12 protein-coding genes are annotated in these 12,436 nt (G+C 61.7%); 2 read left to right on the top strand and 10 right to left on the bottom strand.

The annotated features are described in order from the left end of the window. The first annotated feature begins 25 nt into the window (after positions 1-25). The gene (locus ABUK12_RS15990) at positions 26-1,399 is read left to right on the top strand and encodes a DHA2 family efflux MFS transporter permease subunit (protein WP_410012782.1); all 1,374 of its coding nucleotides are present in this window, start codon (positions 26-28) and stop codon (positions 1,397-1,399) included. Between the two features lie 38 nt (positions 1,400-1,437). After that, positions 1,438-2,124: a DUF2268 domain-containing putative Zn-dependent protease gene (locus tag ABUK12_RS15985; protein ID WP_410012781.1), complete on the top strand. Its 687-nt coding sequence runs from the start codon at positions 1,438-1,440 to the stop codon at positions 2,122-2,124. Here the strand turns inward: ABUK12_RS15985 and ABUK12_RS15980 are convergent. The 10 genes from ABUK12_RS15980 to argH form a co-directional block, all read right to left on the bottom strand. After that, positions 2,121-3,278 (bottom strand): MFS transporter, encoded by a 1,158-nt coding sequence (locus ABUK12_RS15980; protein WP_410012780.1) that lies wholly within the window; start codon positions 3,276-3,278, stop codon positions 2,121-2,123. The two genes, ABUK12_RS15985 and ABUK12_RS15980, sit on opposite strands and share 4 nt — an antisense overlap. Further along, positions 3,275-3,814 (bottom strand): TetR/AcrR family transcriptional regulator, encoded by a 540-nt coding sequence (locus ABUK12_RS15975; RefSeq protein WP_410012779.1) that lies wholly within the window; start codon positions 3,812-3,814, stop codon positions 3,275-3,277. The genes ABUK12_RS15980 and ABUK12_RS15975 overlap by 4 nt, the downstream gene beginning before the upstream one ends. A gap of 91 nt (positions 3,815-3,905) precedes the next feature. Beyond that, a complete protein-coding gene (locus ABUK12_RS15970; RefSeq protein WP_410016664.1) occupies positions 3,906-5,009 on the bottom strand; it encodes an iron-containing alcohol dehydrogenase family protein in 1,104 nt (367 codons plus the stop codon). Between the two features lie 174 nt (positions 5,010-5,183). After that, positions 5,184-6,596: an MmgE/PrpD family protein gene (locus ABUK12_RS15965; RefSeq protein ID WP_410012778.1), complete on the bottom strand. Its 1,413-nt coding sequence runs from the start codon at positions 6,594-6,596 to the stop codon at positions 5,184-5,186. Next, on the bottom strand, positions 6,589-7,563 hold the full coding sequence (locus ABUK12_RS15960) for a polysaccharide deacetylase family protein (RefSeq protein ID WP_410012777.1): 975 nt from the start codon (positions 7,561-7,563) through the stop codon (positions 6,589-6,591). Before ABUK12_RS15960 ends, ABUK12_RS15965 begins: the two co-directional genes overlap by 8 nt. Next, positions 7,556-8,401: a polysaccharide deacetylase family protein gene (locus ABUK12_RS15955; protein WP_410012776.1), complete on the bottom strand. Its 846-nt coding sequence runs from the start codon at positions 8,399-8,401 to the stop codon at positions 7,556-7,558. The genes ABUK12_RS15960 and ABUK12_RS15955 overlap by 8 nt, the downstream gene beginning before the upstream one ends. Before the next feature lie 68 nt (positions 8,402-8,469). Then, on the bottom strand, positions 8,470-9,297 hold the full coding sequence (locus tag ABUK12_RS15950; protein WP_410012775.1) for an ABC transporter substrate-binding protein: 828 nt from the start codon (positions 9,295-9,297) through the stop codon (positions 8,470-8,472). Between the two features lie 27 nt (positions 9,298-9,324). Continuing rightward, positions 9,325-10,089, bottom strand: a complete 765-nt coding sequence (locus ABUK12_RS15945) for an amino acid ABC transporter ATP-binding protein (protein WP_410012774.1) — start codon at positions 10,087-10,089, stop codon at positions 9,325-9,327. Positions 10,090-10,100: 11 nt separating this feature from the next. After that, positions 10,101-10,967: an amino acid ABC transporter permease gene (locus ABUK12_RS15940; RefSeq protein WP_410012773.1), complete on the bottom strand. Its 867-nt coding sequence runs from the start codon at positions 10,965-10,967 to the stop codon at positions 10,101-10,103. Positions 10,968-10,982: 15 nt separating this feature from the next. After that, a complete protein-coding gene (gene argH, locus ABUK12_RS15935; protein WP_410012772.1) occupies positions 10,983-12,422 on the bottom strand; it encodes an argininosuccinate lyase in 1,440 nt (479 codons plus the stop codon). Between the last annotated feature and the right edge of the window lie 14 nt (positions 12,423-12,436).

Genomic DNA, 12,436 nt, shown 5'->3' with positions numbered 1-12,436 from the left:
TATGCATAAATAGAAGGAATTCATCATGCCTGAAACCAGGCTGGTAACGAGCGACGGTGCCATTTCCGGACACATAGGGCAATTTGCCGTGTTGCTGGTGCTCTGTGCCGGTATGTTCATGGCGATACTGGATGTGAATGTGATGAATATTGCCATCGTCAGCATACAGTCGGAATTCCGGACGACGGTTGCGGGTATGACCTGGGCGGTGGATGCCTACAATCTGGCGCTGACCGGCCTGATGCTGTCCGCCGGGGCGCTGGCCGATCGCCATGGCGCCCGTCGTATATGGATGCTGGGCCTGTTGTTGTTTACCGGCGCGTCATTGGGATGCGGTCTGAGCCATTCAATCGTTCAATTGATTGTGCTGCGGTTGGCCCAGGGTATGGGTGCGGCATTATTTATCCCCGCGTCGTTTGCGCTGATGCCGCTTATCTGGCCTATTAACGCGGCCAGGCAGCGCGCGATCGGCCTGTTTGGCGGCATCGTTTCCCTTGCTGCCGCGGCGGGACCGGTACTGGGCGGTTTCCTGGTCGGCTTTTTCAGCTGGCGCAGCGTCTTCTTGATAAACATCCCCATCGGCCTGTGCGGACTGCTGGCGGCGTTTCGTTTGTTACCGGTGGTAACCGGCGGTCACGGGCGTGGCTTTGATCCGGCGGGACAGGGTCTTGGTATCGCAACGTGCGCTGGGATAAGTTATCTACTGATTGAGCTGCCTACGCGGGGATGGACCAATGGCTTAATCCAACTTAGCGCGGGTGTTGCGCTGGCGGGTGCGGCGGGTTTTATCCTGGCTGAACGGCGCGCCGTCTCGCCGCTGATCCCGCAGTCCCTGTTTATGCAGCGCACGTTTAACATCGCCAATCTTACCGGCATGATAATTAACGTGTGCTATTTTGGTGGCATCTACGCGCTCAGCCTGGTCCTGCAGCAACATTTGCGTTTTTCCCCTTTGCGCACGGGGATAGCGCTGCTGCCGCTGGCGGTTTTCCTGATGATCGGCAATATACTCTCTGGCAGGCTCATGGCGCGTTGGGGAATAAAAAAGCAGATGATTATCGGACTAGTGCTAAGCGCCTGCGGTTATTTTGGCATGGCATGTTTACAGGATCATATTACCCCCCTGGTAATCGCCGCGATGGCGGTATTGGCCGGCGGCGCCGCTTTTGTGGTGCCGCCGATGACTGCCGCCGTGCTGCATAGCGCACCTTTATCCATGGCGGCCACCGCCTCGGCGGTGCACACTACGCTACGCCAACTAGGCTCGCTAATGGGCGTTGCGCTGGCTGGGCTGGCCTTTACGCTTATCTCCTCGCCTCTGGCTACGCTGATGCTGGTGTCGATGCTTAGCCATCTTTTTCTGGCACTGGTGGTCTGGCGGGGCTTGCCGCTAAAATGATATGTTTGTGATGTCGCCTGGCATCGGAGGAATGGCGTATGACGGATATTATCGGCGGCCTATGGCATCTGCACTGGCTTGCGGCGCGGGGCAGCCTGCAGGCTCACCAACATGCATTTGTACGGGAATGCCAGCGCGCCTTCGACGTGTTATCCGGGCAAATGTCCCCGCCGCCGCTGGATATTCTTTTTCACCGTTCAACCACACAGGTCATAGCGCAATTGGGTTTATGCGGACGGGCTTGGGAGCCGGCGCTGTTTTCTCTGTATGTCGATCCCGATAACCCCAACCTGGCCGTCAGCCTGGATAACGGCGCGTTTACACGTCAACTGCTGCACGAAATTCATCACTGTATGCGCATGGCCGGCCCCGGCTACGGTTATACGCTCGGTGAGGCGCTGGTCAGCGAGGGCCTGGCCGGGCAATTTGTCTCCTATCTGCTGGGCACGCCGCCGGAATTATGGGAAGCGGCATTGCCCGTGGCCTCCCTTGGCCGCTGGTTGCCGGACCAAACACAATTGGAAGCGACCGGCTATAACCATGCGGAATGGTTTTTCGGTACCGGCCGTTATCCGCTTTGGCTTGGTTATACCCTGGGTTATGAGCTTGCCGGACAATGGCTTGGCCGCACTGAACGACCGCCAATGGAGGCCAGGATCAACGCGCCGGCCAAAGATGTCTTGCGTGACGCCGGGTTTCCGTCGTGTGGACAAAGCGTTATTTAACGGGCCGGTATCTCGTTGTCAACGTACCTTTTCTGCGGGGTATAAAACGTCATCAGCACGGAGAGAACGGCAAACATCGTAAGGGCGAAGGCGGCTCCCGTTTCGGTATAGAGCATACCAAAGACGACCGACCCCGCGACCTGCCCCGCCGCCAGCATGAAAAACACCGCTCCTGCGCCTGAGGCCGGGGCGTCTTGCGCCGCTGAGGTCCCGCAGACCAGTAGTACGCCGGTCAGCGTGACATAGCCGGCGCCGCACAGCGCAACCGCCGGAAAGAACCACCACGAGAACCCGTGGCTGAACGCCAGCAGCAGAAGCGGCGCCGCCATAAACAGCTGTGAAATACGGTAAACCTGATTAAGACCGGCATACGCGGCCATGGGGCCGGTCATTGCGCCGAGTATGCCCGCGCCGCCGCTGACCAGCCAGAGCATACTCGCGGTATTTTCATCCACGCCGGAATGATGGCGCAGCACGTCCGGCCCAAAGCTCCACCAGGCCGCGCTGGCCATTCCGCTGGCGAATGCGATGAGGAGCAGCCGCGCTACCGGACGCCGGAGAAGCGTTTCGCGCCGGTTTTTTTTCCCCAGACGGATATTGAGGCCACCGCCGGGCAGGCAGCATATCACCGGCGCCAGGCTGGCCAGCGCCACGATGCCGAATACCGTGCAGGCTGCGCGCCATCCGCCCGGCAGATAGAGCAACACCGGCACGGACAGGATAATGCCCGCCCCGGAACCGGCGTTGATGACGGTATTCACCAGCGGCTGTTGTGTGACGGAAATAACCCGGCTGACCGCGGCGGCAAGGGATGGCGAGGCCAGGCCTGAACCCAGGCCGGCAATAAAAAGCCCGGCCGCGAGCATAACAGGAGAAAAAGCGAGGGCAAGCAGCATCAGGCCGGCGGCGGCGCAACAGGCCGCCGCCGCCGCCGGCAAGCGCGGGCCAAAACGTTCGGCCAGTACCGATGCGCATAGGGTGGACAGACAATAAGCCGCAAAGCTGCAGGCGGAAATGACGCCGGCCACCCGGGGGCTGAAGGGAATATCGTTCATGATGGCGGGCAGCATCAGTCCCCATGAGAACCTGGCCATGCCGTAGGTGACGGCGATCAGCGAGAAACCGGTGATTCCGAGCGCCACGGACGCTTTCATCGCCGTTCCCCGCCGGCGATAAGCAGCGCGGCTGCTTCCCCCGCGCGGGTCGCGGCTTCGGGACCGATAATCAGCGCCGACGTGATGGCGCCTTCAAACAGCATCCATATGGCGTCGGAAAAGGCGGCGCCGGCCGCGCAGGGCGAATTCCCGCTACAGGCCGCGATGTAGTCCCGCATCGCATAGCGATAGTCAAGAGCCTGCGCCGCCAGCCTGATATCCTGCTGCGCATATTCGCCCCAGGCCTTCAGGAAGAAACATCCCGATGTACCGTAGTCCCGCATCCACTGCCCGAGCACCGCGAAAAGCCTGCTGACCGCCTCCGGGTGCCGCGCAGGATACAGCGCCGAAAAAAACCGGTTTTTACGATCGTGCATCACCGCCGCCGTCAATGCCTCGCGTGAAGGAAAATAACGATACAGGGTGCGCGTTGATACGCCCGCCTCGCTGCAGATCCGGTCCGTACTGGTGGCGTGGAAACCGTTGGTATAAAACAGCCGCTCCGCGGCCTGGATGATGTCTTGTTTTTTGTGCATAACCGCAAAAGTAAACCGATCGTTTTACTTTTGCAATGATTACCGCAAACATTTACCGCGTTGGGCGATAAGCGGGTGTTTTCGGGATTGACTATAACCCTCCGGGCTGGCCAATCGTCTCCGCCATCGCCTCCACACGCCTGATGGCCGCGTACAGATCCGCCGCCGTAACCTTCCCCGGCATATTTGCCATATCCGGCGCGTGTACCGACGCCCGCACAATGCTGTCCAGCTCTTCAGCGGTCAATTCCGCTATCTCGTTTAACCGCAGCGGCACCGCGCAGGCTTGCGCCAGCGTGATGGCCGCGCGCAGTTCGTCGTCGCAACGGTTTTCCAACGCCAGCAGGCAAAGATTGCCGAACCCCACCAGCAGGCCGTGGCCGAAATCACGGGTTTTATGGCAGACGGTAAAGCCTTCGTAAATGGCGTGGGCGGCGGCGGCATGGGCACCGTTGCTCATCAGCGACGTCAGGCCCGCGAACATAAAAATGGCGTCCAGCACCTGATCCAGCTCCGTATTGGCCCGGCCGTCACGCACCGCCTGGCAAGCCGCCGGCCCGTAGGCGGCAATCAGGTCGTAACAAATTAAACTATTGGCCTGGGACGAGCGCTGGATCCCTATCAACCGGGTCTGTTGCGCGCTGATGGCGCGGAATTCGTACCATTTCGCCAGCGTATCGCCAAGGCCGGCCGCCAGCCAGCGCATCGGCGCGCGTGCCAGCAAATCACTGTCGATAATCACCGCTGCCGGCGCCTGCGGCAGCGGATAAAGATCCTGGAACCGGCCGTCATCAAAATAACGTATCGACAGCGGTGTAACCGCCGCGCAGGTGGCGGCGATAGTGGGGACGGCGACCACCGGCACGGCGGCGGCCACGCCCACCGCTTTACAGGTATCCAGCGCCTTGCCGCCGCCGGCGCCGATGATCAAATCGATACCCAGCTCAGTCACCCTTTGCGTTAACCGGTGGATGTGCGTTGCGCTGCATTCGCCGCCGAACCATGCGCTGTCGACCAGCGTCACCGGGCCGGCGGCCAGCTGTGTTTTAACGGCCGCGTCCACCGCCGCCAGCGCCTGGCGGCCACCTATGAGCAGCGCGCGCCGCCCGAGTTTGCCGCACACCTCACCCAGCCGGGACAGGGTGCCGGGACCGCGCAGGATCTGCGCCGGGAAAATAATGGATTGTGCCTGCATATGTCCTATCTCCGATGACATGTTGTTCTCAATAAAGGCTAATAAGTTAACCGGCATGTCATGCATAAGCCGGGTTGTCCGGCTGCTTGCGCCTGCGGCCGGCCCTGTGCGCGACCGAGGTGAAGCGCGTGATCCTGATATTCCCACGCTCTGCCCGGGGGTTCTTGGCGGCGCTCAGATAAAATCATGACTGGGGATCAGCAGTCTGGCCAGCGCGCCGATATCCGTTTCATGCTCCAGATCCATTCCCATGGCCCACAACGTCTGCGCCTGGGTGGCCGGCAACGCATGAGCCGCCAGGGATAAAAATTTATCCCGCAGCTGCCGGTCGCTGACGGGATTGGCCGGATTGCCGAGCGCGATGTCCACCCGCAGCGTCAGGCGATCGCCCTCGCGGGTATGCAGGGTAATTTCCGGTTCGCCGTCCGCGCTTAGCGCCGGATCCACCCGTAATTCGATGCGGGCCATCATGGCCAGCAGCCGGGGGTCCCGACGCTGCTGTTCCCCATAGGCGTCCAGGCCCGCGTGACCCAATACCAGCCGCGCCGCCACCGCATAGGGCAGGCTCATCTGCGCGGCCGCCAGCGTCTGCAGATGCATATTGCCGCACATATCGTTAAGAAACGGGCAGAGACGGACCTCGATTTTTTCAATTTCCTGATAGCCGGCATTAAGCCTGCCGAGCAACAGACCGGCGGCGTCAATCGCCGCATGGGTGCCGCGACAGGAGGCATAGGGTTTTATCGAGCAGCGCTCCAGCTTCCATATCCGCGCCAGCTCATGTGTTAGCGCCCCGGGAGCGGCGCCGGCGGCGGCGAAGGTGGACAGGAAACCGCCCCAGCGATCGTCAAACAGCGCCCCGGGACCGGTGATACCCCGGCGCGCGCTGAGCGCCGCCAGTACGCCGCCCTCGGCGGCGCGGCCGGCATGCAGTTTTTTACTTTGCGAGCCGTCGTGAATAAATCCCCACAGTCCGCCGCTGAAGCTGCCGGCAATACCCAGCGCGGAGCTGGCCTGCGCGGCGTCCAGTCGCAGCAGGCTGGCCGCCGCCGCCGCCGCGCCGAACACGCCGCAGGTGGCGGTGGAATGCCATCCGGCGCCGTTATGGGCGGCATAACCGCCGCAGGCTTCCAGTACCCGGCGGGCAATGTCATAGCCTATGACGGTCGCCAGAATCAAGGCCTTGCCGCTGACCGGCTGCGGGCACAACGGCAACACCGCCAGCAGGGCGGGGATTACCACCGCGCCGGAATGGTCGCAGCCGCCGGTATCGTCAAGCTCCAACGCATGGGCGGCCACGCCGTTGAGCAACGCCGCGTTGCGGGCCGAGGTTGCCAGTGAGGTGCCCCAGACTACCGCCTGCGGCGCGGCGCCTTCCTCCGCCAGCAGCCGGGTCATCTCCTGCGCCACCTGGCTGCCCGCGCCCGCCAGGCCCGCCCCCAGGGTATCAAGAATATGCCGTTTACAGCGCGCCACCAGCGCCGGCGGCAGCCGATCGAAGGAGGTATTAGCGATAAAATCCACCAGCGCCTGCTGGGGATTGGCCGCGACGGGTGCGCCGGTGTTCTGCAGTGGTGCGTCAGTCATGGGGCATCCTCTTCGGTAACTCCCCTGTGGGGAAGGGGCCGGCAGGGTTTTCCCGCCCGCGATGGCGCCGCCAGACTTCGGCCGGATGCGCGGGATCGTTATCCGGCTGGCTGCACCGCCACCAGTCGGCAACGTCGCCGGCGGTGGCGATCCAGACGTCGGAATGCGCGGCAATATAATCAAGCAGTTCGCCCAGTACGCCGATGCGGCCGGCGGTGCCGATCACCTCGGGATGCAAACGCAGGACATAGCACAGACCGAAGCGGTAAAATCCGTCGAAATCCATCTTCATATTGCCCAGGGTCTGGCTATAGGACGCGATGCGCGACTGCGCCGGCGGCACCGCCGGGCTGAGGTTAAAGGCAAAATAGGGTTCGTCTTCCAGCTCATAGTGCAGCGGCAGTTCCACCAGCCGGGGCGCGGGTACCGCATCCGCAGGCGAGTGTAAGGGAATAAAAAAAGGCAGATCGTCGCCGCGCCAGCCCGAGGTCCAGCATAGGCCTTCAGCCACCAGGGCATCGGGCAGGCCGTCGGCCCAATTGCCCGCCGGCAGGCGAAAACCCCGCGGCGCGGCGCCGGTTATATTGGCGATGGCGGCGTTGCCGCGCCGCACGCTTTTTATCTGCTCCGCCAGCGTCAGGGCGTCAAACGATTCAAACCGATAGCCGCGGCCGGCAAGCTCATGGCCGCCCTGCCGGATTTGCCTTATCCGGTCGGGATGTTCTTCCGCCACCACGCCCGGCACGCACCAACTGGCGGGGACGTTTTTTGCCGCCAGCAGCGCCAGTAAACGATCGATGCCGCGCAGGGTGCCGTAGCGCCATACCGACAGCGTTTTTTCCCGGCCGGCCACCGCCGGCACCTGGCTCAGGATGCCGTGGATATCATTAAAATCAACCGTCACCGCCACGGCGCAGCGTTTGCCGCCGGGCCAGCGGCCCGGGGATAAACCCGCGTCATTATTCATTGCCATGCTCCTGTAGCCACCAGCGCGCCACATCGCGGCAGCGGGCGAACCACACGTCGTCGCGCCGGCGCAAATGGTCAAAAAACCGGTCGAGCAGCATAATGCGGCCCGGTTTACCGGAAATCTTCGGATGGAATAATGTGGTCAGGCTCAGGCCTTCGTCCATCGCGCCGTCAAATTCGCGGCACCAGTTATCCAGCGTCAGCGCATAACCGGCGGTGCGATCCAGGCCCGAGGGAAAGTTCGGCTCGCGGGTATAGGCCAGGGAGGCATAATCGTCCATCTCCCAGCGTCCGGGGATTTCCACCAGCGGCCGCGGCTGTCCCGGCACCCGTATCAGATAAGGCCGGTCATCACCGCGCATGCTGCTGGAATAGGTTACGCCCGCGTTGAGCAGCATCGCCGGGGTTTCCTGGTGCCAGTCGCCGGACGGCGTACGAAAGCCCTCGGCGCGAACGCCCAATACCTGCTGGAAAATATCCCGGGATGTGTCCATCACCCAACGCTGCTGTTCAGGACTCAGGGCATAGAACGACTCATGCCGGTAGCCGTGGTAGGCCACCTCGTGACCCTGCTCCACAATGGCCCGGCACTGCGCCGGCCAGTTCTCCACGACCCAGGCCGGCACAAAAAACGTGGCGGGCAGCTGGTGCGCCTTGAGCAGATCGAGGATGCGCCCCAGCGCGCGGAAAGGACCGTAGCCGCCGAAGGTAAAATAATCCGCTTTGCGCCAAATGCTGCCGTTCAGCATGGCATCGCCGGTAGGGCCGTCGACATCGAACGCCAGCGCCATACAGCCCGTTTTACCCCCGGGCCAGCGGGTGGAAGTAGAAGACATGATTACGCGCTTTCTCCGCTAACAGGCCGCGCGGCCGCAAACCGTCCACGCGGTAAAACCACGACCGGTTATTTGCCGCCGTTGATGGTGACCTCGGTTACCGCGCCGTCCTGCATGCCCCATTTCGTCAGTATTTTCATGTAGGTGCCGTCGGCAATCATCGCGGTCAGGGCCGATTTCACGCCGTCGATAAGGGCGCTGTCGTCCTTGGCGATGCCCATGCCGGTGACCTGGTAGGCAAACGCCTTGCCCAGCGGTTTATAGGTATTTTTCTCCAGGTTCATGATATACGGCAGGGTTTCGCTGCCCTGCACCACGCCGTCGATGCGGCCCTGGCGCAGCTGGGTACGGGCATCGGCAGTGCCTTCCGCGCCCACCACCACGATGGCCGGTTTACCGGCGGCCTCGCAGTTGGCCTGGCTCCAGGCGGCAATTTCCGCTGGGAAGGTGGTGCGCCGGCTGGTGCCGACCTTCTTGCCGCACAGATCCAGCATCTGGTTTATTTCACTGTGGGCGACGGTGGTGTAGAACTGCGGCCCGCTGTGGTAATAATCCACGAAGGTCGCTATGGGCTGGCGGGCTTTGGTATCGGTCATGCCGGAGAGGATCATATCGATGCGCTTGGTCGCCACCGCATTGACCATTTGTTCAAAGCCGATTTCCTGCCAGTTGATTTTGCGGTTCAGGCGTTTGCCGATCTCCATGCCCAGATCGTAATCCATGCCGGTCAGCTCGCCGGTGGCGGGATCCTTGAATTCCAGCGGCGGATAGTTAGGCATCATGGCCACTTTGATTTCGTCTTTTTGCGTCAGTTCTGCGGCACCGGCAGTCGTGATGCCGGCCGCCGTATTGAGCAACACGCCGGCGGTTAACAAGGACAACAGCGTTTTTTTCATGATCAGGTTCTCATTATGTAATGATGTTTAAATCAGGACGGCAGAGATAAAATTCTGGGTCCGCGGATTCTGGGGATGGAGCAAAACATCTTCCGGATTACCACTCTCAATGATCCCGCCTTCATCCATAAAGACCACGCGGTTGGCTACTTCCCGGGCAAAACCCAACTCATGGGTGACCACGATCATCGTCATTCCCTCGGCGGCGAGGCCGCGCATCACCGCCAGCACCTCGCCCACCATCTCCGGATCCAGCGCGGAGGTGGGTTCGTCAAACAGCATCAGCTTGGGTTTCATGGCCAGCGCGCGGGCAATCGCCACCCGCTGCTGCTGTCCGCCGGACAGTTCCAGCGGATAGGCGTCGCGCTTGTGGGCCAGCCCCACCCTGTCCAGCAGCGCCATGGCTTCCTCGGTGGCTTCCTTTACCGGCCGCAGCAGCACCTGCGTCGGCCCCTCGATAATATTTTCCAGGGCGGTTTTATCGGGAAACAGGTTAAAGCGCTGGAATACCATGCCGGTCTTCAGGCGCTGGCGGGCCACCTGACGGTCATTGAGCGGATAAAGCTTTTTACCCACGATGCGGTAGCCCACCAGCTCGTCATCCACCCAGATGCCGCCGCTGTCGATGCGCTCCAGCTGATTGATACAGCGTAAAAACGTGCTTTTCCCCGAGCCGGAAGGGCCGATAACGCACATAACCTCGCCGTGGTCCACAGCTAGGTTAATGTTCTTAAGCGCCTGAAATTGATCGAAATACTTGTTCACATTGACGGCGTTGATGATGTTTTTCATCGGTCCTCCCGTTAGCGATCGCGGCGCCGGGTGCCACGGCCGAAATACCGTTCCAGACGCACCTGTCCAAGCGACAGCAGAGTCACCGCCACCAGATACCAAATGCCGGCGACAAACAGCAGTTCCATTACCCGGGCGTTGGCGAAATAGATGGTCTGGGCGTTATACAGCAGCTCGGAATACTGGATCATGCTGGCCAGGCTGGTGGTCTTCACCATGCTGATAAATTCGTTGCCGATGGGGGGGATAATCACCCGCATCGCCTGGGGTAAAATAATGCGCCGCAGGGCATGCAGGCGGGTCATGCCAATGGTTTTAGCGGCTTCATACTGGCCCTGGTCCACCGACAGCAGGCCGGCGCGCACCACTTCCGAGGTATAGGCGCCCTGATTGATGCTCAGGCCGAGCAGCGCGGCCATAAACGGCGTCATGATATCGACGGTGTGAACGCTGAACAGCCCGGGAATGCCCATGACCGGGAAGATCAGCGCCAGGTTGAACCACAGCAGTAATTGCAATATCAATGGGGTACCGCGGAAAATCCAGGTGTAGCCGATAGCGACGGCGCGCAGCACCGGGTTTTGCGACATGCGCATCACCGCGATAACGACGCCGAAGATGACGCCCAGCAGCATCGCCAGGACAGACATCACGATAGTATTGCCCAGGCCGAAAAGAATGGCTTTGGCGGTCAGGAACTGGCCGACGAAGCGCCACTCGATGTTGCCGTGGGCGAAGGCATTGATCAGCAACGCCAGCAGCGCCAGAATAATCACCGAGGAGAAAATCCGGCCATAATAGCGCTGCGGCACGTGCTGATATTCGCTGAGATCGATCCTGGCGGACGGGTCGCCGCCAGGATAGCGCTGTTCGTTCATAGCCACTCCCGCCGGTTATTCAACAGAGGTTAACGTCAGACCGGCATAGCTGGTCACCCAGGCGGCCTGGGCCGCCAGTTTCAGGCGTAGCCGGGCGATTTGTTCGGCTACGCGGACCGGCGCGGTTCCGCCCCAGGCGCAACGCGCGTTGATAGCCGCCTCCAGGGTCAGGCACTGGCGCACCTCGCCGGTCAGGCGGGCATCCACCCCGGCCAGCTGATCGTCGCTGAGCTGGTGCAACGCCAGTTGTTGCTGTTCGCACAGCTGTACCAGCCGGCCGGTGATTTCATGGGCTTCTTTAAACGGCACACCCCGGCGGGACAGCCAGTCCGCCACCTCGGTGGCCAGGGTAAAGCCTTCCGGCGCCTGCTGCAGAAGTCGTTCGCGGTCGACGACCAGGGTCTCGATCATGCCGGCCATGGCCGGCAGAACCAATAACAGCTGTTCAACCGTATCCATGGCATTGCGCTTGTCTTCGATCAGATCGCGGTTATAGGACAGCGGCAGGCTTTTCATGGTGGCCAGCATCGCCGTCACGTTGCCGATTAAGCGCCCGCTTTTGCCGCGGGTCAGCTCGGCGATATCGGGGTTTTTTTTCTGCGGCATAATGGAACTGCCGGTGGCGTACGCATCATGCAGCGATACCCAGCGGAACTGGCGCGAGGCCCACAGGCAGACCTCTTCGCACAGCCTGGAGAGATTGACGCCGAGCATGCCGCCGGCAAACAGAAATTCCGCCACATGATCGCGGCTGGCCACCGCGTCGATGGAATTTTCGCAGGGGCCGTCGTAACCCAGATCCCGCGCCGACAGCTCGGGGTGCATGGCAATCGCCGAACCGGCCATGGCGGCGGCGCCCAGGGGGGACAGCGCGCAACGTTTATCCCAGTCCTGCAAGCGCTCGACGTCGCGGGCAAACGATTGGGCATGGGCCAGGAGCTGATGACCGAACACGATGGGCTGGGCCTGCTGCAGGTGGGTAAAGCCGGGGGCGATGCTGTTGATATGCTGCTGCGCCTGCTGCACCAGCGCCGTTTGCAATCCCAGCAGGGCGAGGACGATTTTCCGCGCGTTATCGCGCAGGTAAAGGCGCAAATCGTTGGCGGTCTGGTCATTGCGGGACCGGCCGGCGCGCAGTTTACCGCCCAGTTCCCCCAGCCGCTCGGTCAGCATGCGCTCAATAAAGGTATGCACATCCTCATCATCAATACTGGGCTGGATACGGCCCTGGCGGTGGTCATCGGCCAATTGCCCGATGGCCGCCACCATCAGGTCGGTTTCCCGCGCGTCCAGCAGCCCGGCGCGCTGCAATTCGTAAGCATGGGCGCGGCAGCCTTCCAGGTCGTAGGCGGTGAGGGCAAAATAGGCGTCGGGGCTGCGCGACAGCGCGCTGAGCGCGGCGGCGGGGCCGCTTTTGAAGCGTGCTCCCCATAAACGTTCTACCGGTTGTGGCATGGCATGCTCCTTTC

The sequence above is a fragment of the Sodalis sp. C49 genome, from assembly GCF_046352915.1.
Taxonomy (GTDB): Bacteria; Pseudomonadota; Gammaproteobacteria; order Enterobacterales; family Enterobacteriaceae; genus Acerihabitans.
Note: the sequence above shows the minus strand (reverse complement) of the source record. Positions and strands in the feature narration are given on the sequence as shown.